The organism is Mesorhizobium sp. B2-4-17 (assembly GCF_006441275.1).
GTDB lineage: Bacteria > Pseudomonadota > Alphaproteobacteria > Rhizobiales > Rhizobiaceae > Mesorhizobium.
Map to the genome: position 1 here is coordinate 78,532 of NZ_VFUX01000024.1, position 20,684 is coordinate 99,215.

19 protein-coding genes are annotated in these 20,684 nt (G+C 63.2%); 10 read left to right on the plus strand and 9 right to left on the minus strand.

Annotation, left to right across the window (positions count from 1 at the left end; translation table 11 throughout):
* The first annotated feature begins 147 nt into the window (after positions 1 to 147).
* Entirely contained in the window at positions 148 to 1,152 is a 1,005-nt protein-coding gene (locus FJ548_RS19655; protein ID WP_140778741.1) for an NADP-dependent oxidoreductase, read from the plus strand.
* Positions 1,153 to 1,283: 131 nt separating this feature from the next.
* Positions 1,284 to 2,498: an alpha-D-ribose 1-methylphosphonate 5-triphosphate diphosphatase gene (locus FJ548_RS19660; protein WP_140778742.1), complete on the plus strand. Its 1,215-nt coding sequence runs from the start codon at positions 1,284 to 1,286 to the stop codon at positions 2,496 to 2,498.
* 33 nt (positions 2,499 to 2,531) lie between these two features.
* On the opposite strand, the gene FJ548_RS19665 is transcribed toward FJ548_RS19660, so the two are convergent.
* The 3 genes from FJ548_RS19665 to FJ548_RS19675 form a co-directional block, all read right to left on the minus strand.
* Positions 2,532 to 2,726 (minus strand): hypothetical protein, encoded by a 195-nt coding sequence (locus FJ548_RS19665; protein WP_140778743.1) that lies wholly within the window; start codon positions 2,724 to 2,726, stop codon positions 2,532 to 2,534.
* Between the two features lie 69 nt (positions 2,727 to 2,795).
* On the minus strand, positions 2,796 to 3,305 hold the full coding sequence (locus FJ548_RS19670) for a hypothetical protein (RefSeq protein WP_140693180.1): 510 nt from the start codon (positions 3,303 to 3,305) through the stop codon (positions 2,796 to 2,798).
* Between the two features lie 13 nt (positions 3,306 to 3,318).
* Positions 3,319 to 4,149, minus strand: coding sequence for a class I SAM-dependent methyltransferase (locus tag FJ548_RS19675; protein ID WP_140778744.1), 831 nt, complete (start codon positions 4,147 to 4,149; stop codon positions 3,319 to 3,321).
* Between the two features lie 82 nt (positions 4,150 to 4,231).
* Between FJ548_RS19675 and FJ548_RS19680 the strand changes: the two genes are divergently transcribed.
* Both FJ548_RS19680 and FJ548_RS19685 read left to right on the plus strand, forming a co-directional pair.
* On the plus strand, positions 4,232 to 5,140 hold the full coding sequence (locus FJ548_RS19680; RefSeq protein WP_140778745.1) for a LysR substrate-binding domain-containing protein: 909 nt from the start codon (positions 4,232 to 4,234) through the stop codon (positions 5,138 to 5,140).
* A 148-nt stretch (positions 5,141 to 5,288) separates the two neighbouring features.
* Positions 5,289 to 7,316, plus strand: coding sequence for an amidase (locus tag FJ548_RS19685; protein ID WP_140778746.1), 2,028 nt, complete (start codon positions 5,289 to 5,291; stop codon positions 7,314 to 7,316).
* A 289-nt stretch (positions 7,317 to 7,605) separates the two neighbouring features.
* On the opposite strand, the gene FJ548_RS19690 is transcribed toward FJ548_RS19685, so the two are convergent.
* From FJ548_RS19690 to FJ548_RS19705, 4 genes are all read right to left on the minus strand, one after another.
* Complete coding sequence (locus FJ548_RS19690; RefSeq protein ID WP_140778747.1) at positions 7,606 to 8,253, minus strand: ThuA domain-containing protein; 648 nt, start codon at positions 8,251 to 8,253, stop codon at positions 7,606 to 7,608.
* A gap of 51 nt (positions 8,254 to 8,304) precedes the next feature.
* Positions 8,305 to 9,327, minus strand: coding sequence for an LLM class flavin-dependent oxidoreductase (locus FJ548_RS19695; protein ID WP_140778748.1), 1,023 nt, complete (start codon positions 9,325 to 9,327; stop codon positions 8,305 to 8,307).
* Between the two features lie 96 nt (positions 9,328 to 9,423).
* The gene (locus FJ548_RS19700; protein WP_140778761.1) at positions 9,424 to 9,699 is read right to left on the minus strand and encodes a hypothetical protein; all 276 of its coding nucleotides are present in this window, start codon (positions 9,697 to 9,699) and stop codon (positions 9,424 to 9,426) included.
* A gap of 162 nt (positions 9,700 to 9,861) precedes the next feature.
* A complete protein-coding gene (locus FJ548_RS19705) occupies positions 9,862 to 11,358 on the minus strand; it encodes an aldehyde dehydrogenase family protein (protein ID WP_140778749.1) in 1,497 nt (498 codons plus the stop codon).
* An 817-nt stretch (positions 11,359 to 12,175) separates the two neighbouring features.
* Here FJ548_RS19705 and FJ548_RS19710 point away from each other — a divergent pair.
* On the plus strand, positions 12,176 to 12,376 hold the full coding sequence (locus FJ548_RS19710) for a DUF2905 domain-containing protein (protein WP_140778750.1): 201 nt from the start codon (positions 12,176 to 12,178) through the stop codon (positions 12,374 to 12,376).
* Between the two features lie 31 nt (positions 12,377 to 12,407).
* Here FJ548_RS19710 and FJ548_RS19715 read toward each other — a convergent pair whose 3' ends face one another.
* Positions 12,408 to 13,319, minus strand: coding sequence for a hypothetical protein (locus FJ548_RS19715; protein WP_140778762.1), 912 nt, complete (start codon positions 13,317 to 13,319; stop codon positions 12,408 to 12,410).
* Between the two features lie 275 nt (positions 13,320 to 13,594).
* Here FJ548_RS19715 and FJ548_RS19720 point away from each other — a divergent pair, with 275 nt between their 5' ends.
* Positions 13,595 to 14,050 carry a phasin gene (locus tag FJ548_RS19720; protein ID WP_140613153.1) on the plus strand — a complete coding sequence of 152 codons (456 nt, stop codon included), beginning with the start codon at positions 13,595 to 13,597 and terminating at the stop codon, positions 14,048 to 14,050.
* A 269-nt stretch (positions 14,051 to 14,319) separates the two neighbouring features.
* Here the strand turns inward: FJ548_RS19720 and FJ548_RS19725 are convergent, their stop codons facing one another.
* Positions 14,320 to 15,315 carry a YihY/virulence factor BrkB family protein gene (locus tag FJ548_RS19725; RefSeq protein WP_140613136.1) on the minus strand — a complete coding sequence of 332 codons (996 nt, stop codon included), beginning with the start codon at positions 15,313 to 15,315 and terminating at the stop codon, positions 14,320 to 14,322.
* 447 nt (positions 15,316 to 15,762) lie between these two features.
* On the opposite strand from FJ548_RS19725, the gene FJ548_RS19730 reads away from it, so the two are divergent.
* The 4 genes from FJ548_RS19730 to FJ548_RS19750 all read left to right on the plus strand — a co-directional run bounded on the left by FJ548_RS19730 (position 15,763) and on the right by FJ548_RS19750 (position 20,661).
* On the plus strand, positions 15,763 to 16,767 hold the full coding sequence (locus FJ548_RS19730) for a L,D-transpeptidase (protein ID WP_140778751.1): 1,005 nt from the start codon (positions 15,763 to 15,765) through the stop codon (positions 16,765 to 16,767).
* A gap of 745 nt (positions 16,768 to 17,512) precedes the next feature.
* Positions 17,513 to 17,818, plus strand: coding sequence for a preprotein translocase subunit YajC (locus FJ548_RS19740; protein ID WP_140693204.1), 306 nt, complete (start codon positions 17,513 to 17,515; stop codon positions 17,816 to 17,818).
* 197 nt (positions 17,819 to 18,015) lie between these two features.
* A complete protein-coding gene (locus FJ548_RS19745) occupies positions 18,016 to 18,810 on the plus strand; it encodes an HdeD family acid-resistance protein (RefSeq protein ID WP_246678718.1) in 795 nt (264 codons plus the stop codon).
* 384 nt (positions 18,811 to 19,194) lie between these two features.
* Positions 19,195 to 20,661 carry a family 16 glycosylhydrolase gene (locus tag FJ548_RS19750; RefSeq protein WP_140778752.1) on the plus strand — a complete coding sequence of 489 codons (1,467 nt, stop codon included), beginning with the start codon at positions 19,195 to 19,197 and terminating at the stop codon, positions 20,659 to 20,661.
* Positions 20,662 to 20,684: the final 23 nt, after the last annotated feature.

Here is a 20,684-nt window from a genome sequence, read left to right on the forward strand (position 1 = left end):
GAGAGGATGGCGGGCTTACACCTGCCATCCGCACGGCGCATGGGTCGCCACTCCGTCACTCGACAAAAAGCCAATGTCGGCAAATCTGGCGCTCAGCTTTGCGCTGATCCGAGGACATGGCATGCTCCTGCCGAGAGGCTGAGGTTTATGCACGCATACGTTCTCAAGCGCTATGGCGGCCCGGAAAGCGCGCGGATGATGGAGGTACCGGCACCCGTGCCGGGGCCGCGCGATCTTCTCGTCGAAGTCCGGGCCGTGGGCCTGAACCCGGTGGATTTCAAGTTCCGCCAGGGAAAGCTGCGCGTCATCCTGCGGCCAAGGCTGCCGCTGGTGCTTGGCAACGAACTCGCGGGCAATGTCGTTGCCGTTGGCAGCCAGGTCGGGCGGTTCCGCGTGGGGGATCCTGTGTTTGCCCGGGTCGCCAAGGAACGCGCCGGCGCCTTCGCCGAGCAGGCATGCGTCGATGAGGACCACGCCGCTTATATGCCTCGGACGCTGGATTTCACGGACGCGGCGGCGGTCCCGCTGGCCGGGCTGACCGCCCTGCAGACGCTGAGAGACCTGCTCGGTGTCAAACCGGGGCAGAAACTGTTCATCTCCGGCGGCGCCGGAGGGGTCGGCACCTTTGCCATTCAGATCGCCAAATGGCTCGGCGCTCATGTAACGACGACCGCTTCGAAGAGAGGGGAAGCGTTGGTGCGCTCCCTCGGCTGCGATGAGGTGATCGATTATACGGTCCAGGACCTGTCCAGCGTGGAAGGCAGATTTGACGCGGGACTTGACCTGATCGGCGGCAAGGTGCTGGAGCAGATGTTCGACATCATGAAGCCTGGAACCATGATCGTTTCGGTGGCCGGCGTACCGGAACCGCAAACCGCTATCAGGGATCTGGGCGGCCGCAAGGTTCTTTCCGCCGTCCTCTGGCTCATCAGCTACGGTATCCGGGCCCGAGCCCGCCGCAGAGGCGTCGGCTATCGCTATTTCTTCATGCACCCAAGCGGCCGCGATCTCTCCCTGCTTGCCGAACTCATCGAGCAGGGAAAACTGAAGGTTGTCGTCGACCGGACATATCCATTTGCGAAGATCGCCGAAGCGCTCGACTATGTCGAAAGCGGACACGCCAAGGGAAAAGTGGTTGTCACGATCCGATAGGTTGACGGCTCGCCTGCCCCCCGCGATCTGCTGGTGTCGCCATGATCGGTGTCTTCCATCGCCCGACGATGTCGCCGACCTCGTCGACGGGGAAATCCGCCTTGAAACAGCATCCTTGCACGAGACATGACATGTGGCTGAGTGAATTCGAAATTGTCCTGCACGACCGCGTCATCGCCTGCGGCGCCCTCAGGATCGAGAACGGCAGGATCGCCGAGATTCGCGACGAACCCGTTGAGCAGGCCGACATATCGGGTGGCGGCCGCCTGCTGCTGCCCGGCTTCATCGACATGCATGGCGACATGGTGGAGCGGGAAGTCGAGCCGCGCATCGGCGTCCACGTGCCGATGCGTATCGGCATCGCCGAGCTCGACAAGAAGCTCGCCTCCTGCGGCATCACCACCGCCTATGCCGCGCTCTCCTTCATCGGTGCCAGCGTCACCAGCGGCGTGCTGCGTTCGGAAGATCATACGACCACGATCATTGACACCATGACCGCAATGAAGTCCTACCTGCTGGTCGATCACCGCATCCATGCCCGCTTCGAGGTGACCTTCACCCCGGCGGTTCCCATGCTGCAAAAGCTGATGGACGCAGGCAGGCTGCACCTGATCTCGCTGATGGATCACACGCCCGGACAGGGACAGTACCGCGACGTCGAACTCTACATCGCCCGCATCGCCAAGGAGCGCGGCATGTCGGTTGCCGCGGCATCCGAGGTCGTCGGCAAGCGCATGGCCGGCCGCGAGGGCCAGGGCGATGTGTTGAACGCCCTGCAGGACCTTTCAGCCCGTGCGCGCGCTCGTGGCATCGTGCTCGCCTCGCATGATGACGACACGCTGGAAAAGGTGGAGCTCGTCCACGGCCTCGGCGCCATGATCAGCGAATTCCCGGTAACCCTGGAAGCGGCGCGGGAAGCCCGCAGGCTTGGCATGCACACCGCCATGGGCGCCCCAAACGCGCTGCGCGGCGAATCCTACTCGGGTAATCTTTCCGCCCGCGAGGCCTACGAGGCCGGGCTGCTCGACATGCTGGCCAGCGATTACCACCCGGCCTCGATCCTGCCGGCCATTCTCGGCCTGGCGGAACTGCGCGACGGTGGCCTCGTGGCGGCGGCGGCGCTGACAAGCGCCAACCCGGCCGCGGCGCTGGGGCTCACCGACCGCGGTGCCATCGAGCCCGGGCTGCTGGCCGATCTGGTCGTGGCTGACCGCCAGCCCGTGCCGCGTGTGCGCGCCACCTTCCGCGCCGGCCGCATGATCTATGGCGACGGCACGCTTGCACCGGCGCGAAATGCGCAACAATCTCAGGTTGAACGGGCGACCGCCGGCCTTGAACTGCTGTAAAAGGAAAGCCGTTCCACAATTACTGGAACTGCTCTAAACGTCGAGCACGACCATCATGCCCCGGACCTCGGCCATTTCGAGCAGAAGATCCTGCAGGCTTTCGAGGGTCGGCGCGGTGCCGGTTGTTGCTGTCAGCTCCGCGATGCTTTCTTTCATGGAAATAGCCGCAACTCCGGTTTTCTCGGACAGCAGCCGTCCGATGGCCGCGCGGGCATTCTGGTCAGGCATGATTCCCCTCTCATGCTGGGATCTCGGCACGGTTTTTCAATGATATGGGCCGCCGCTCTCCCGTACTTATCACGGGTAGGAGCCCTGAACCGCCTCGGGCCGCCGACGCATCAGCAGATAGAACGCGGCGACATGCGTGATCATCAGCAGGGGAACATAGATGATCGGAATCGCGTAAGCCGCGCCCAGTTCTCCGGCCAGATCGGGAAGGCCGAGCAGAACCCCATGGTAATAGTCGACGACGATGTCGACTGCCCCGACCAGATTGAAGGCGACGACGAACAGCCAGAAGGCTGAACGCATCCGCACCGTGAGCAGCCCCAGCATGGCCAGCAATCCGGTGGCGAAGTCGGCATAGGCGGCGAAGACCGCGAAACCGGCGGGCAGATTGGTGCCGACGACACCGGGAAGGATGAAGACCAGCCCGAAGAAACGGAAACTGTGCAGCGTGGCGATGGCGCGTTGCGCCTCGATCGGGTCCATCGATCTGAGCCTCGGCCAGACATAATAGCCGAAGCACAGCAACCAAGGCACGTAGCCAAGGGCGAGGTGGATATTAAAGATCGTTGCCGGTGACATCTCACGCCTCCTGTCAGGCCTTGCCCGGAACGGCTTCGAAGACGGCCGTCAGGATGCCCAGCCGGTCCTCGCCGAGATTGCGCCCGAGGTTGGCGGCAACGCCCGCGAAACCCGATCCCATGACAACGCCAAGATTGAGCAAAGCGGGCGGCCCGGACGCCCGCAGCTGGGCGAACCAGGCCTTGGCCGTTGCGGTGTCGTCCTGCCACACCAGCGGTTCAAAGCCCGCCTGCTCGATCCGCGTCCGCGTTTCGGCCGCTGTGAGCAGAAAACTCTCCGCTGGAGTGCGCGCCCAGGGAACGGGGTAGTGAGGGTCGCCGCCGTTCAGCACGACGTCATAGGTGGCAAACCGGCCGCCCGGCTTCAGCACCCGCCTGATCTCGCTATAGAGCCCGTCCCGGTCGGCGATGTTCATCGCCACGTGCTGCAGCAGCACGACATCGAACTGGCCGTCGTCGAAGGGAAGCGCCAGCGCACTGGCGGCCTCGAACGTCACCTTTCCGCCCAGTCCCGTTCGTTCGGTCAGGTAATCCGCCGCCTCGACGAACGGCTCGCTGAGGTCGACGCCGGTCACCCGGCAGCCATAAGTCGCGGCCAGGAAGCGGGCCGGCCCGCCAAGTCCCGATCCAACATCCAGAACCGTTGTGTCCGGCCCAATCCCGGTCAGGCCGGCAAGTTCGGCGGTCGCCGCGAGTCCACGGGTGTGGAACTGGTCGAGCCCGGCCAGTTGCTCCGGCATGAGCCGCTGGTCCTCTGGTCCGAGAGCCGCCAGCGCCGTCTTGAGACGCTCGGTCAGGCCGCTGGCGTGGTAATGGGCGCGCACGCCGTCGAGATTGTCTGTCATCGCGGTTTCCTCTGGTTTCGTCCTTGCTGGAGACATAGGACCGCTTTCAGGCCGCGACTATCCGCGATAATGTCGATGTGCCATGAAGCAGAACTTCACAGTAAGGCAGGGCGCGCTCGATGGCGTCGAGGCCTTCCTGAGCGTCGCCCGCCATCGCAATTTCCGAAAGGCGGCGGCGGAGCTTAAGGTGACGCCGTCGGCGATGAGCCAGGCGATCCGCACGCTCGAGGCACGCATCGGGGCGGCGCTCTTCATCCGCACCACGCGCAGCGTCGGCCTGACCGAAGCCGGCGAGCGTTTCCTGTCGCGCGCCGGGCCAGCCTTCGAGGAACTGGTCGCGGCAAGCGAAGTCGCACGCGATCTCGGCCAACGCCCGACCGGACTGCTGCGCCTTTCGGTGCCGCCATCGGTCGTGCCGATCCTTCTGGAGCCGCTCATCGCCTCCTTCTGCCAGGCCTATCCGGAAATCGAGCTGGAGATCGTGGCGGGTGGAGAACTCGTCGATCTTGCCACCGAGGGCTTCGATGCCGGCATCCGGCCCGGCCAGTTTATCGCCTCCGACATGATCGCCGTGCGCTTGACGCCGCCGCTGCCATTCGCGGTCGTCGGCAGCCCCGACTATCTGCGCCAGCGCAAGGTGCCCGAACAGATCGAGGATCTGCGCGGCCATGCCTGCCTGCGCATGCGCCGCTCGAACGGATCGATCGCGCCCTGGCCCTTTCTCGACGGCAACAAACCGGTCGAGGTCATCGTCTCCGGGCCGCTCATCGCCCATGATTATCCAACGCTGCTTGGGGCGGCGCTAAAGGGGGCCGGACTTGCCCAGGTGCCCGCGCCGCTCGCCAAGCCGGCGATCGCCGACGGCCGTTTGCAGGAGGTGCTGAAGCCCTTCGCCGCGAACTCGTCGGGGGTTTTCCTGTACTACCCGGCAAAGCGGCAAATGCTGCCCAAACTGCGCGCGTTCATCGACCATGTGAGGCACCAAGGGTGACGCTGGGGCTCCGGTGCGCGGGTGAGCCAGCTCGGCTTGCCCAATCTTGGCTTGCCCCAGCTTGGCTCGCAACAAAACGCGATTGGCTCTTGCCGAAACGAGCCGCCGCCTCCATCCATGGCGTGCGGAAAACAGCCTGGGACCAATGATGACCGATGCCAGCCTAAACCTTGTCGAAGCGACGATCGACCAACTTCGAACCGCGCTCGACGACAGCGTCGTCACCAGCGTCGAACTGGTCGCGGCCTATTTGCGCCGCATCGCGCATTTCGACCGCCATGGCATCAGCCTCAACGCCGTTCCGGTGCTCAATCCGGCGATGTTCGAGGAGGCCGCCGCTTCGGACTGGCGGCGGCGCGATGGCGCCACGCTCGGGCCGCTCGACGGCATCCCCTACACCGCAAAGGACAGCTACAAGGTCGAGGGCCTGACGGTGGCCTCCGGCTCGCCGGCCTTCGAGCATCTCGTCGCCAATGAAGATGCCTTCACCATCGCCCGGCTCAGGGCCGGCGGCGCGGTGCTGCTCGGCCTCACCAACATGCCGCCCATGGCCAATGGCGGCATGCAGCGTGGCGTCTATGGCCGCGCCGAAAGCCCATACAACGCCGACTACCTGACCGCCGCCTTCGCCTCGGGCTCGTCCAACGGTTCGGGCACGGCGACGGCTGCCTCATTCTGCGCCTTTGGGCTCGGCGAGGAAACCTGGTCGTCGGGCCGCGCGCCGGCCAGCAACAACGCGCTGGTCGCCTACACGCCCTCGCGCGGCGTCATTTCTGTGCGCGGCAACTGGCCATTGGTGCCGACCATGGACGTCGTGGTGCCGCATACGCGCAGCGTGCCCGACATGCTGGAACTGCTCGACGTCATCGTTGCCGACGATCCCGTGACGCGGGGCGATTTCTGGCGCGCGCAGCCCTGGGTCGCGTTGCCGAAAAGTTCGGAGACAAGGCCGCAACGCTATACCGACCTGACGCTTGCCGGATCGCTTAAGGGCAAACGGCTCGGCGTGCCCAGGATGTATATCGGCCGCGACGGAGAAGCCGACCGGCCGATCGAAACCCGCGCCTCGGTGCTGGCGCTGTGGGAGCAGGCGGCGACCGATCTCAATCGGCTTGGCGCCGAGGTGGTGGAAGTCGATTTTCCCGTCGTCTCCAACTATGAGCGTGACCGCCCCGGCGCCCGCACCATGGTCGAACGTGGGCTGGTGCCGCAAGACTTCGCCGACCGCGAACTCTGGGACCTCTGCGTCTGGGGCTGGGACGACTTCCTGCGCGCCAATGCCGACCCTGCTTTGCCCGATCTCGCCTCGGTCGACGGCCCGAAGATTTTTCCGCAGCCGCCGGGCACGCTGCCCGATCGTTATGAGGGCGGCTTCGACCTGTCGGAATATGTCGAGCGGGCGAAATCCGGCGTCACGCCCTTCAGGGATATCCCGACGATTGAGGAGGGGCTGAAGGGGCTGGAGACCACAAGGCGCATCGACTTCGAGGACTGGCTGGACGCGCAAGGCATCGACGCCGTGGTGCTGCCCGCGGCCGCCGATGTCGGGCCGGCCGACGCCGACACCAACGAAGCATCCGCCGCACTTGCCTGGCGCAACGGCACCTGGGTTGCCAACGGCAATCTGGTCTGGCGCCATTTCGGCATTCCCACCGTCACCGTGCCGATGGGAACGATGGCCGACATCGGCATGCCGGTCGGCCTGACCTTCGCCGGCAAGGCCTATGACGACGAAAAGCTGCTGCGCATGGCCGGGGACTACGAACGGTCGAGCCGGCGCCGCACAAGCCCGCCACGCACGCCGGAACTGGCCGACGATGTGTTTTCGCGCCGGCCCGTCCAAACCGGCGGCGGCGAGGCGCCTCCCCTCGCCATCGCATTGGCCGCCGAGGCCAGAGCCTTGGGCGATCAGGACGAAATCGTCGTCATGCTCGACCTGCCCGTTGAAGCAGCCGAGGCGGAGAAAGCCAGCGTCAAGGTGCATGTCAACGGCGAGGAAATCGCGATGCAACGCAGCGGTGCGCGCTTCAACGGGATTGCGCTCGTCCCGGTCGCCGAGCATCGGCGCTTCCACAGCGTCTGGCGCGGCTCGTACGGCTCCATCGTCACGGCGGTGGTGCGGCTGGAGCACGGGCGCACCGCCGGAGCCTATGCGGTTACCGGCGGGATTGGGTGAGGACAGCGGCCACCACGCCTTCGTCATCCTAGGGCGGAGCAAGGAGCGAAGCGACGCGGCGCAGACCCTGGGATCCATGCCGGGACTGTGACTTAAGAATGCATCGGTCCAGAACATCGTTTGCACCGGTCGCCGGTTCAGCCAACTTGCCTTCCACGACACCGACCGAACTTTCTCCACCGTCGTACCGCTCAAAACTCCCGGCATGGATCCCAGGGTCTGCGCCGCGTCGCTTCGCTCCTTGCTACGCCCTAGGATGACGAATGAATGCGCCAAATGGCGCTTGTGGCTACCCTCGGGCCGCCCACAGCAAACCGCGCTCCACAATCAACGCCATCTCCGGCACCGCGAACTCATCCGCCGTGTGTCCAAGCGAACTGTAGAAGACCTTCCCCGCGCCATATCTGCGCTTCCAGACGACCGGCATGACCACGCCATCAATGCCCGGGAAATGTGCGCCGGTGAAGGTGGTCGTCGCCAGCACCTCGTTGGCCGGGTCGACATGCATGTAATATTGCTCCGACCGGTAGGCGAAATCGCTGACGCCTCTTGTGATCGGATCGTCCGGCTGGGTGATGACCACGTGATAATCGATAATGTCGCCGGGATGCGCGACCCATTGACCGCCGGTCATGAACTGGTAGTTCGGCTCGTTGCGGAAACTGTCGCCCATCGTACCGTGAAAGCCGCCAAGCCCGGTTCCCTGGCGAACGGCATGGGTCAGGCCCTGCAATTCGGCCTTCTCGATCGTCGACATGGTGATGACCGGCACGATCAGGTCGAAAGAGCCGAGATTGGGATCGGCGAACACAGCGGTGCCTTGTGCAAGTGTGACGTCGAACCCGTTGCGCTCCAGCATGCCTCGCACGACAGTGGCACTGCGTTCGGGCGTGTGGCCCTCCCAGCCACCCCAGGCAATCAGGGCCTTCTTCGGCATGCGGTAACCTCCTTCGATCCCACCGGACCGACGGTAGCGCGTCGCCGGCCGTCAGCGCCAGCCGAGCGCCGGCGCGACATGGGTCAGGATCGCCTCGATGACATGGGCGTTGTAGTCGACGCCGAGCTGGTTGGGCACGGTGAGCAGCAGCGTGTCGGCCTCGGCGATCGCCTCGTCCTGCGCCAACTCCTTGATCAGCAGGTCAGGCTCGGCGGCGTAGCTGCGCCCGAAGATCGCCCTGGTGTTTTCCTCGATGAAGCCGATCTGGTCGCGGCTCTCATTGCCGCGCCCGAAATAGGCACGGTCGCGGTCGTCGACCAGCGCAAAGATGCTGCGGCTGACCGAGACGCGCGGTTCGTGCTGGTGGCCGGCCGCCTTCCACGCCTCGCGATAGACACGGATCTGCTCGGCCTGCTGGATGTGGAAGGGCTTGCCGGTCTCGTCGAATTTGAGCGTCGAGCTCTGCAAATTCATGCCGAGCCTGGCCGCCCATTCCGAAGTGGCGTTGGTGGCCGCACCCCACCAGATGCGCTCGCGCAGGCCCTCCGAATGCGGCTCGAGCCGCAAAAGGCCGGGCGGATTGGGAAACATCGGCCGTGGATTGGGTTGGGCGAAGCCCTCGCCGCGCAGCGTGTCGAGGAAGACCTCGGCGTGATGCCGCGCCATGTCGGCGTCGCTTTTGCCTTCCTGCGGCGCGTAGCCGAAATAGCGCCAGCCGTCGATCACCTGTTCGGGGGAGCCACGGCTGATGCCAAGCTGCAGCCGCCCGCCGGCGATGATGTCGGCCGCACCCGCATCCTCGGCCATGTAGAGCGGATTCTCATAGCGCATGTCGATGACCGCCGTGCCGATCTCGATGCGGCTGGTCTTGGCGCCGGCGGCCGCCAGCAGCGGGAATGGCGAGGCGAGCTGGCGGGCAAAATGGTGTACGCGGAAATACGCCCCGTCCGCGCCCAATTGCTCGGCGGCAACGGCGAGATCGATGGACTGCAGCAGCGCGTCCGATGCCGAACGCACCTGCGATTGCGACGAGGGCGTCCAGTGCCCGAATGACAGGAAACCGATTTTTTTCATCGCCCTGAAGTATATGCGACCGGCACGTGCTTCAATGGCGAAAGCGCGGGGTTACACACCGTCGTCCAACACGGACCGGGGCCCTTCGCCAGCCGATCATTTCCCGCAATGATGATCGTTGATCTTGTTAAGCGCATTCGCGTCCGGACCTCTCCGATGGTAGGAGCAGGCGCCGGCCGCAGTGGTGAACAGCTGCTGGTCGTAGTAGCGCGGGCCACCGAACAGGAAGTCGATGAGATCGTCATCGGCGGGGACGTAATGCACCGGTTCGGGCTGATAGTGGCGATGCCTGGTCCCGGCGAGCGCCGACGAGGACATGGCACAAGCCATGGCCACGGCAAGAGCTGAGATCGCAAACCGTTTGGTCGTTATCATCGGCAACACCCTCCTGGCCGTTCCGATTCCATCTTATATCGAAAATCGCCAGAGGAAGAAAAGTTCCTGGGAGACGGCGTCGCCGCTGGTTTCCCCGTAGCATGGTTGAGGTGCGCCATGGCTTCTCGGAGCGGTTGATGAACTTGACCGCCACTGCCCTCAGTCGGTCTGGATCCAGATCGACTTCGTCTCCAGATATTCGTGCAGGTGCTCGATGCCGCCCTCGCGGCCGTAGCCGGACATCTTCATGCCGCCGAATGGCACCGCCGGGTCGATGGCATGATACATGTTGACCCAGACCGAACCGGCCTTGATACGGCGCGCGAGCTTGTGCGCGGTGCCGAGATGAGTGGTGAAGATGCCGGCCGCCAGCCCATAGGGCGTCGCATTGGCGCGCGCCACCGCTTCGTCGAGCGTATCGAACGGCATCGCCGAGATGACCGGCCCGAAGATTTCCTCGCGCGCGATGGTCATCTTGTCCGACACCGAACCGAAGACGGTCGGCGCGATGAAATTGCCGCCATCAAAGGGCGCACCCGTCAGCCGCGAGCCGCCGGCGACCAGTTCGGCGCCTTCGTCGCTGCCGGCCTTGATGTAGCCCTCCACCTTGCCGGCCTGCCTGGCGTTGATCAGCGGCCCGATTTCGGTCTCCGCCTCGATGCCATGGCCGATACGCAGTCTGCCGGCAAACTCGGCGACCCGGCGCACGAATTCGTCGTGGATTTCGCGCGCCACGAACAGGCGCGAACCGGCAATGCAGATCTGGCCCGAATGCACGAACACCGCCATCGCCGCGACCGGAACGGCCTTGTCGATGTCGGCATCGCGGCAGACGATAACAGGCGACTTGCCGCCAAGCTCCAGCGAAACGCGTTTGAGGTTGGTGACGCCCGCCCGCGCGATCGCCTGCCCGGTCAGCGTCGAACCGGTGAAGACGATCTTGTTGACGTCGGGATGTTCGGCCAGCCGCGCGCCGGCCTCCGCACCCGTTCCCGTGACGATGTTGACCACACCGTCGGGCACGCCGGCTTCCTGCATCAGCCGTGCGATCAGCAATGGCGTCAACGACGCGTCCTCCGAAGGCTTCAAGACGATGGTGCAGCCTGTGGCGAGCGCCGGCGCGATCTTCCAGATCGAGGCGGCGGTCGGCGCATTCCAGGAGATGATCGCGCCGACGACACCCACTGGCTCGCGCCGGGTGAAGGAGACGATCTCGCCGGGAATGGAATTGTCGATCGCCTCGCCGTGCAGCGCGGTCGCCATGCCGGCGTAGAAGCGCAGCATACCGATGACGCGGCGGCGGTTGGCGAGTGTGCGCGTGATCGGCAGCCCCATGTCGAGCGTATCGGAAACGCTGAGCTCTTCCCAATGCGTCTCGAACAGGTCCGCGATCCTGAGAAGCACGCACTGCCGCTCGTAGGGCGAGAATTTTGACCACGGTCCTTCGAAGGCCGCGCGCGCGGCGGCGACCGCCGCATCGACATCCGCGGCTCCCCCGCGCGGCACCGTCGCCAGCACTTCGCCCGTCGCCGGATTGAGCGCCCGCATCTCCTGGCCGGATTGCGCCGGAACCCACTTGCCGCCGATGAACATCGGCCGGAATTCGCCGTGGTAAAGCGTGATCGCCTTCGCCCTGGGGTCGAAATTCAGCGTCATCTCTTCCTCCTCACGAATTCCGTGGCGACTATTACTCCCGGCGCCGGCGCCCTCAAACAAGGAAAGCAAAAGGGCGTCAATTCATTCTTCCAAGCGCCGTGGCTCGGGAAGGGTAGCCCGAAAACCGCGTACCTTGTCACGGGATTTGTCCAGTTTGGACCAATCCGACCGCCGGTCATGACCCGGCCGAGCATCAGTCCAAGCCGCATGTCAAGACCATGCCCGGCGGCCAGGTGTCCGTGCCCATGCCGATGCCTAAGGGATACGCCGCGGCGGTTAACCATCTTCCCATGTCGAGCCGAACTCGAAGCGGCATTGGCCGTTCAAGGGTCATGGAAGACCGCCAACCCAGATTTCGCTGTCGTCCCGCGCCGTCTGGCACCTGGACCGTCTGGGATCACGTTGCCGACGAACCCGCGACCTTGGGAGGATGCAAGCTCGTTGGCCGCACATGGGAGCGCGCCAGGACTGCATGTGACCTGCTGAGGCGGATTTATGACAATCGGCTCGATGCCCGATCGGTCCGGCAGCACGCACCGACCGCTTCAATGGGCCGCGTCGATGATCTCATTCGGTCAATTCGCAAGCGGCAAGATTTCAATGGTCAGGCATGACCATGGGCGTCGCAGCGCCCGGCCAGACCGGCCTTTACCCACTCGGCCTTTACCAGGGCCGGCTGGGGCCGACATTCTGCGGATGGGCGCGTCGCGCCACCTTGCCGACGACGATGATTTCGCCTCAACTATGCCGCTGTCCACGTCGATCGCGTTCGGCGCTTCGGCCGGCGGCTTGTATTTCGCCCGGGCAGGAAGCGGTCATGTCGCGAACCCTGATCATCGTTGGTCTCATCATGGTTGCCGTCGGCTTGTTGTGGCCCTGGTTGTCGCGGATCGGCCTTGGCAGATTGCCTGGTGACATTGTGATCGAGCGTGAGAACTTCACATTCTATGCCCCGATCTCCACCGGAATCCTGATCAGCATCGTGCTGTCGATCATTCTGTGGCTGGTCAACCGGTAGCTGCAGCCGCCTCCTTCGCGGGAGAACAAATTCATCTTCGCACCGGTGGCACTCGACCAAGTTCTCTCCTCTCCTTTCGACGCTCCATGGAACGCGCGTTTCGACGGGCTGTTCTGAGTTCGGCAAGTGTTGGTTGCCACCAACCCCGCCCGTATTCCGCCGGGCCGGGTTCATGACGAGCGGGCCAGGTCGCGACGAGCTCCGATAGCGTCGGCGAACGCCAGATACCCCATATAGGATCGAAACCTGCGTGGGCCGCGTGAGGATAGAAGTCCGCTAACGCAGCCGGCTGCTCGGCAAGCTCGCCCGTTATGTGGGTAAAGACAACAATTCCGTACCGTGCTGTTGCGACAGGCCGGCCCAGCGGCGGCAGTTCCCCAGGCGGCAAGGGATAACGACGCCGTTTGCGTTCCGCGGAGCGCAAACGGGCGGCTTTTTGCTCTTCCGAGTTCCTTTTTGCCTCCCGTCGCCGTCTCCTCTCCTCCGGTTCATTTCGTCGAGCCGCCTCCTCGATCTCGTGCCAACGGCGCCGTAACTCCTCATAGGAACTGAACGGCACATGCCAAAGCCGCAGGTCGTCGTCCCAGCGTGCCCACGGGATCGCCCGCAACTGTTCGACGATAGTCTTCGAATAAGGCGTTCGAATTCGAAGATCTTCGCCGATTTCCAGGTACGGGCTCGTAATCGGGTCAAAGGCATAGGCATCTCGGCCCTTCAGATCGCCATATATATCCGCAAATTCGGCTTCATGCGCGAGCCAGCGGTCGAACCGGCGGGCTCCGGTCTTGCCTGGAATAAACCAGCTCCGGCGTTCATCATTCCACCTCGCCCGGGGAAAGGCCTGTCGAAACCGCTCGACAGCCATCCGGTCATAAGGAAATGCCGCGAAAGCGCCCGGCGTTTCCGCTCCCTTGTTCACACGTCGTCGCTTGAAATCCTCCATGAGTTGCTTCCACCGCTGCTCACTCGGTATGAAACGCATCACGACGCTCGACAGTTCATCGTGCTCCATGGCAGCCAGCCGGGGCGCGCCCCCGGGGCGACACGCTGACAGGTAATGCCCGTTCAAATCGCCCTCTCCCGCGCGAACCAGGCCTTGCAGCGGTCGAAAATAATGCGCCGCAACAAAAATGCTGCATCGCACACAAGACTGTCACATATCTGCCTCAATATGTCCGGGCGGCAAGACAACCATCGCCAACCAAGAGGATAAGAAAAATGTCCAAGACCGCCGACAAGACCGCCGAAACCGTCGAAGCTCCGTCATTCGATCCCGGCAAGGCTACTGATCAGCTCCGCGCGGTCGCCGAAAAGGGCGTCGAGCAATCGAAAGAAGCTCTCGCCAAATTCCAGTCGGGCACTGAAGACGCCCAGAAGGCGCTCGAGTCGACCGCCGAAACCGCGAAATCGGCCGGCAGCGAGCTGTCGCTGAAGATGATTGCCGCACTGCGTGTCAATGCCGAAGCTGACTTCTCGCACCTCGAGACTCTGGTCCGTGCCAAGTCGCTGTCGGAAATTTTTGAGTTGCAGACTGCCTTCCTGCGTAAACGCGTCGAAATGGGTGTCGAGCAAGCCAAGGAATTCCAGGCGCTCACCACCAAGGCGGCAACCGACGTTTCCAGACCGGTCAAAGATGCCTTCGAGAAGGCGCTCAAGGATCTCAAGGTCGCCTGACCACCCTGCGGGAGGCGGCCCGCCACCCTTGTCAACGATCCAGATGGCCGCGCCTAGCGCCGCCATCTGGCAAGTTTGCTCGATGCAACATCCGTGCCGGCCCTGAAGCGACGGGTATGAAGGCATTTGGAATTGCCCTCGGGATCGTGCACCGTGGCGGGCCACGGCAAACGCAGGCATTTCCGGTCTCGAAGGCCTACATGGAAATCGTCATCCAACGCTTCGACGGCAGTCACGCGCCGGCACTTGGCGGTGCCTTGCAGCCGCTCTCAGCTGCGCCTCCCCCGCCAGAATTGCGAGACCAGCGCGGTGATGAGGCTACTCAAGACCATCCACGCCACGACTTCGGTTTCAGACGCGCCGCGGCCGCGCCGCGCGAGGTCCCTGCCGGAGTCAGCAGCGACCACCGGCGCGAGGTCCGGCCGGCTTCCGCGCCTGACCGAGTAGGCCCGCGTTATCTCGGCGCCGAACAGGAAGATCTGCGCCGAATAATAGACCCAGAGCAGCACGACCAGCAGCGCGCCGGCTGCTCCGTATGACGTGGCTATGGCGCTTGTGCCGATGTACCAGCCGATTAGCGACTTGCCGACGGTGAACAGGAGCGTGGTGACGACCGAGCCGATGGCAACGTCACGCCATTTGAGCGTTCTGTCCGGCAGCACCTTGTAGATTGCCGCAAACAGCAGGGCGATCAGGACAAAGGAAACGACGGTGTTGATGGCGCTGATGATCAGCGCGCCGAACGGCAGGCGTGCGTTGATGAACTCGCCAAGCGCCGAGACCGCCGTGCTCGCCGCCAGTGAGACCAGGAGCATGAAGCCAAGGGCAGCGACAAGGCCGAGGCTTGCCGCCCGTGCCCGCACCAGCCGCGAAAGCGAGACGCCCTTGGGCTCGACCTTCCAGATCTCGTTCAGTGAGAGCTGCATTTCGCCGAAGACGCCTGATGCGGTGACGAAGAGCGTCACCAGCCCGAGGATAGTGGCCAGCGTGCCGGAAGATTTGTGCGACGCTGTTTCGATCGTCGCCCGCAGGAGGTCGGCAGTCTGTGCTCCCATCACGCCCGATATCTGGGCCGACAGCGCGAGCTGGGCGGCATCGTGGCCAAACACCAGACCGGCGATCGCCACCACGATGAGCAGGATCGGCGCCAGCGAGGTGGCGGCGTAAAAGGCCATCGCTGCGCCATGGCTCAGCGCCTTGTCGTTGACGAAGCCGCTGACGCTCTCGCTCAGCAGAACCCAGCCTTCACGGACCCAGCCTGGCATCTTTCCTCACCTGCCGCCGATATCGGCCGCGCTATCGCGCATGAGCATCATCGAGTTCCGTCCCTATGGACGGGATCACCTGGCGCTGTCTCGCGACAGCTTCGGCGAGCGCCAGATGGCCTTGCGGACCTCGGCCAAACTATCCTTGCCGGCATCGAGTTCGTCATGGCTCGTCGCGCGCACACGGCTTCTAACAACCGGTGGGGCGGGCGGGTTCCGCTTGTTCCCCGGCCGGAGCTTCATCGGGTGGGCCAGTCGGCAAGCCTGCGGCGGGCGTTCGCGGCGCCGTCGGCATCGCCATCTCCGACGGAGAACAGGCGGCCGGCTAGCTGGCGCAGAAAATCCCATCCGGGGAGCTCCGACGACGAAGTTGCGCGCGAGGGGAACCAGAGGGCCCGCACCCGCGTCATAGAAGCAGGTTCCTGTTGCGGTCCAAGAGTGACATCGATGATCCGGCTCCTTCTTGTCGTCTTCGCTGCGTTCGCCCTCGCCTGTAGCGTGGCGCGGGCGGCGAAGCTGGACATGACCACCGTCAATCAAGCCCAGTTCGCCGCCGGCGAGCCAAAAGACGTTGATCCGGCCGTGCTGAAGGCGCAAATCCTTCTGGACCGGGCCCGCTTCTCGCCGGGCCTGATCGACGGCCGCATTTCAGAAAACTTCGTCAAGGCAGTCGGGGCCTTTCAAACGGCGAGCGGACTCCCGTCGGATGGCAAGCTCACTCAGGAGACCTGGGACAAGCTCATGGCAACCTCCACCAATCCTGTGCTGGTAACCTATGAGGTGACGCGCAAGGACGTGCGCGGGCCCTTCACCAAGCGCATTCCGAGCCGTATGGAGAAGATGGCCCGTCTACCGAGGCTCGGCTATCGCAACGCGGTGGAGAAGCTGGCGGAGCGCTTTCACATCAGCGAACAATTGCTCAGAAGGCTCAATCCGGGCATCGGCTTCAGGAAGGCCGGCACAATGTTGGTGGTGCCGGATGTTGGCCGGGACGGCCCTCCCGCCGCTGTCGCGAACGTCGAGGTCGACAAAGGCGCTCGTCTGGTGCGCGTGCTCGATCCTTCGGGCAAATGGCTCGCGGTCTACCCTGCCTCGATCGGGAGCGAGGAGAAACCTGCACCAAGCGGCATGGCGGAAGTCAAACGCGTGGTTCACAACCCCACCTACCATTATGATCCGCATTTTGCTTTCAAGGGTGTCAAGACCAGGCGCCCGTTCACCATCGCTGCCGGGCCGAACAATCCCGTGGGATCGATCTGGATCGACCTCTCCATCGAAAGCTATGGTATTCACGGCACGCCCGAACCGGGCAAGATCGGCACAACCTTCTCGCACGGCTGCATCCGGCTGACCAACTGGGATGCGGAAGACCTCGGCTCCATGGTCCAGCAGGGGACCAAGGTCAGCTTCACGGAGGGGTTGGCGGACGCTGGCGGCGAAGGGTCTCACTAGCCTTGCGTTCCTGAGGCCGGTGCGTGCGGGCCAGTTTCGCGGCAGAAACTCGGCGGCTTCCGCGACACTTATCACGACCCGGTCCCGGTCAGCGCGTCCGGGCCGGATCTGCCGAGTTGCCTTCTTTTGGCGCGGCAGGTGTTTTGCGGATGTCTCGGGTCACGTCGGGAGATCTGGGCCGGATCGTCATCCGCAACCTTTTCCTTGTTCGCCGATTAATTGGGCTAAAGGAGTGTCTACGTTGCGAAAAAAAGACCGATCGGTGGAAGCGCCACCGCCACCTGACGACAATGCGCAACCTCGCACCCGACCCCTGAAAGGCGAGGACGCCGAGGTTAAGCACCTTACCGCCACGACGAACCTGTCACCCAAGCAAGCTCGGGATGTTTTGCGGCGCCACGGCAATGACTGGCGTAAGATCGACGACGTCGCAAAGACATTCGAGCCCGACGACTGACCGGAGCAGCGTTGGCAGCTAAACGCGCAGATGACGCGTGCTTGTCGTTGCAGCGGAGAGGATCGCATAGCGATTCCTGCGCAACTCCATTGACTGAATCCGATGGCGGACCCAGTCCGCCGTTTCCATGCGAACGCGTGCGCAAGGGCCGGCAAGGCGCTGCACCTGTCCATTGACGCTGCCAAGCCAGTGCTTCGAAGACCCGTCTGTGCGGAACCGTACAAAGGCGATTTCAGGCAACCAACTCAATTTGCCGACATTATTGGGAAAAGCATCGGGAGGAAGACCATGCTCCCATACAACACGCCTGAGGAATACGAGATCGGTGACGAAGTCGCGCTGACGAGTACCGTCATAAGCATTCTCCCCAGCGGACGCGCCATAGCCGGCATTCCATCGTATGGCCATCCTTATGCGATCGACCCGCCGCCCAAGACCCGCGCCGGAGACAAGGTTGTGCTTGTTGGGGACGTCATCCGTATTGATCGCGAAGCCAATAAGCTCACCGTGCGGATCGACTGCGGCGGCGTGGTCACCGTCGACAAGTCCGCGATCACGAGGCTGAGGAAGCACCGCCGAACGTCAGCGGACTGAGGTGCGAGGCAGAAAGTTGGAAAAACCTCCGGGAGTTCGAGGCGGGCACCGTAAAACGGAACACCCATTTCAGGCGCGGAGGACCGCGCTCGATCACCGCGGGCGACGCCACGCTGGCCAATAAGCCGGCCCCTTTCAGAATCCGATCAACTATCGAGGCGCCCCGGAACCTTTCGTCCGCGATCCACTTCCTTTGCATGTCCCCGAAGGTTGAACTGCCAATCCTGCGAGAGAACAGCCCCGGTCGGGAAGTCAACTGTGAGGTCGCGTTGGAGCCCGCCTTCGAGGAACTGGTCGCAGCGTCACAAGCGCGCGGATGGACAGCCCAGGAAACGGCGGCAACTCTCCTGAAAATTGCAAAGGCGCATGCGGACCGGCTTGAAGCTATCGTGGATACAGACGGTTTTTGGAGGCGGGCCGAGTCGAACTCGTTGGATGCCGCCGCGGAGATCTTTCGCGAGGCCATGCGGCAGACCGTCAAGCGGTACTCGCTTTGGTATCTGGTAGAGGGCGTGCTGCTGGTCACGGCCGGAATTCTAGCCGTGATCTTTCCTATGATCTCGTCGGTGGCCGTGGTGGTCCTGCTCGGGTGGCTGCTGATCATCAGCGGCGCCCTGCAAGGCATAAGCCTGGTCGGCGCGGGCCACGTGCCTCATTTCTGGTTGCAACTCATCTCCGTCATCCTTGCCGTGATGATTGGTCTGCTTTTTCTGCGCCATCCTGGAAACGGCCTGCTGACCATCACCTTGCTGCTGATCGTCTTCTTCATGATCGAGGGCATCTCGAAGGTGGTTTTCGCCCTCACCATCCGTCCCTTTCCCAACTGGGGTTGGGTCCTGGGGAGTGGACTGATTGGGATTCTTCTTTCCCTGATAGTGTGGATCAGGATTCCCCTGACGGCCATGTGGCTGATTGGGCTGCTGTTGGGGATAGAGCTGATCAGCGTGGGCGCGGCGACTGCTTACCTCGCTTGGCAGATACGGAAGAGTTGAACGACAATGCGGACTTCTCGAGCCGACGTCCGCCTTCCAGGTGAGCGGCGCTGCGGCAACCCAGCCGATTTCGACCCTTCCGCTTAGATCAAAAGACCCGGCTGCAACAAGTGCGTCCATCTACGGATGGCTGTATAGTTTCCTTGGAGAAACCAACAATATTAGGTAAAATTGAGTAAAATTGACGAGTCTAACGTCATAATTGCGTTAGATATCGCCTATTCCATTCATACGGAGCCCCGACCGAAAGATAAGATATTTTTTACCTGTACTGTTTACTTGTTCGTTGGAACGATAAGGTGAGTTATAGGTTTGCTTGAAGCGGTCGCTTGAACTTTTCATCGAGCGGCGGGGCGGCCAAGCACCACGAGGAAGGATTGTCCCATGAGCTTCGTCGTCAACGCGCTAGGCGTCCCTCTCCCCTATAGCGGCGCTTCCAACCATTGGTTTTCGGCGGCCGGGTCTGGGCCGGTATTGTATGGCACCGCCGGCAACGACTCCATCTGGGGCGCCGGCGGCGTCAATGTCACCATGTACGGCGGTGCGGGCGATGACATCTATTATCTCTATTCGGCGATCAACAAGGTGGTCGAGCACCCCGGGCAGGGCATCGACACCATCAACACATGGATGAGCTACACGCTGCCGGATAATGTCGAGAACCTCGTCGTCACCAACCCCCACAATTTTGCGTTCGGCAATGCGCTGGACAACATCATCACCGCCACGGCCGGCGGCCAGACGCTGGACGGCGGCCGGGGGAACGATGTCCTGATCGATGGTGGTGGCGGCGGCGACACTTTTATCGTCTCGAAGGGCAATGGAAGTGATCTGATCGTCAATTTCGCCGCGAACGATACCGTCCGCCTCGATGGCTACGGTTTCACTTCGTTCGATGCCATCCACTCCAAAATGATCCAGGCGGGGCCGAATGTTGTGCTGAACCTCGGATCCGGCGAGATCCTCGAGTTCAAGAACACGACCATCGACAAGCTGCAGCCCAGCCAGTTCGAACTGCCGATCGACAAGTCCGGCATGACGCTATCCTTCAATGACGACTTCAACTCGCTCAGCCTCTGGAACGGCCATAGCGGCACCTGGAATTCCAATTTCTGGTGGGGCCAACCGAATGGAAGCACCCTGACCGCCAACAGCGAGCTGCAATGGTATATCAACACCAATTACGCCCCGACCAGCTCGGTGCATCCGTTCAGCGTGCAGGGCGGAGTTCTCACCATCACCGCGGCGCAGGCGCCCGCCGACATCAAGCCCCTCATCAACAACTACGGATACACATCCGGACTGCTGACGACGCATGAATCCTTCTCCCAGACTTATGGCTATTTCGAAATGCGGGCCGAGTTGCCCCATACGGCCGGGGCCTGGCCAGCCTTCTGGCTTCTTCCCGAAAACGGCTCGTGGCCTCCGGAGCTGGATGCCGTGGAAGCGCGCGGCCAGGATCCGAACACGCTCTATATGACGGCGCATTCGAATGCCACGGGCCAGCACACGGAGGTTTCGTCCACGGTGAACGTGATGGATACGGGAGGCTTCCACACCTATGGCGTGCTTTGGACTCCCGATGAGCTTGTCTGGACGTATGACGGCATGGAAGTCGCCAAGGCAGCCACGCCGGCCGACATGCACAGCCCCATGTACATGCTGGCCAATCTCGCGATCGGCGGCGCCGCCGGCACACCGCCGGATCATCTCGCCACGCCGGCCGAGATGAAGATCGACTACATCCGCGCCTACACGCTGAACGACACGACAAGCCACGCTCTCGAATTGGCCAGCCACACGGCGACCAGCACACACCATTTGGGCATGGCGGGCGAGCATTCGGCCTGAAGCGTGTGACCAGCCCCATGCCG

Bases quoted from the DNA above. Each gene is read 5' to 3' on its own strand.
- FJ548_RS19655 (WP_140778741.1), top strand. From the start codon at position 148: ATGCACGCATACGTTCTCAAGCGCTATGGCGGCCCGGAAAGCGCGCGG.
- FJ548_RS19660 (WP_140778742.1), top strand. From the start codon at position 1,284: ATGTGGCTGAGTGAATTCGAAATTGTCCTGCACGACCGCGTCATCGCC.
- FJ548_RS19665 (WP_140778743.1), bottom strand. From the start codon at position 2,726: ATGCCTGACCAGAATGCCCGCGCGGCCATCGGACGGCTGCTGTCCGAG.
- FJ548_RS19670 (WP_140693180.1), bottom strand. From the start codon at position 3,305: ATGTCACCGGCAACGATCTTTAATATCCACCTCGCCCTTGGCTACGTG.
- FJ548_RS19675 (WP_140778744.1), bottom strand. From the start codon at position 4,149: ATGACAGACAATCTCGACGGCGTGCGCGCCCATTACCACGCCAGCGGC.
- FJ548_RS19680 (WP_140778745.1), top strand. From the start codon at position 4,232: ATGAAGCAGAACTTCACAGTAAGGCAGGGCGCGCTCGATGGCGTCGAG.
- FJ548_RS19685 (WP_140778746.1), top strand. From the start codon at position 5,289: ATGACCGATGCCAGCCTAAACCTTGTCGAAGCGACGATCGACCAACTT.
- FJ548_RS19690 (WP_140778747.1), bottom strand. From the start codon at position 8,253: ATGCCGAAGAAGGCCCTGATTGCCTGGGGTGGCTGGGAGGGCCACACG.
- FJ548_RS19695 (WP_140778748.1), bottom strand. From the start codon at position 9,327: ATGAAAAAAATCGGTTTCCTGTCATTCGGGCACTGGACGCCCTCGTCG.
- FJ548_RS19705 (WP_140778749.1), bottom strand. From the start codon at position 11,358: ATGACGCTGAATTTCGACCCCAGGGCGAAGGCGATCACGCTTTACCAC.
- FJ548_RS19710 (WP_140778750.1), top strand. From the start codon at position 12,176: ATGTCGCGAACCCTGATCATCGTTGGTCTCATCATGGTTGCCGTCGGC.
- FJ548_RS19715 (WP_140778762.1), bottom strand. From the start codon at position 13,319: ATGGAGGATTTCAAGCGACGACGTGTGAACAAGGGAGCGGAAACGCCG.
- FJ548_RS19720 (WP_140613153.1), top strand. From the start codon at position 13,595: ATGTCCAAGACCGCCGACAAGACCGCCGAAACCGTCGAAGCTCCGTCA.
- FJ548_RS19725 (WP_140613136.1), bottom strand. From the start codon at position 15,315: ATGCCAGGCTGGGTCCGTGAAGGCTGGGTTCTGCTGAGCGAGAGCGTC.
- FJ548_RS19730 (WP_140778751.1), top strand. From the start codon at position 15,763: ATGATCCGGCTCCTTCTTGTCGTCTTCGCTGCGTTCGCCCTCGCCTGT.
- FJ548_RS19740 (WP_140693204.1), top strand. From the start codon at position 17,513: ATGCTCCCATACAACACGCCTGAGGAATACGAGATCGGTGACGAAGTC.
- FJ548_RS19745 (WP_246678718.1), top strand. From the start codon at position 18,016: ATGTCCCCGAAGGTTGAACTGCCAATCCTGCGAGAGAACAGCCCCGGT.
- FJ548_RS19750 (WP_140778752.1), top strand. From the start codon at position 19,195: ATGAGCTTCGTCGTCAACGCGCTAGGCGTCCCTCTCCCCTATAGCGGC.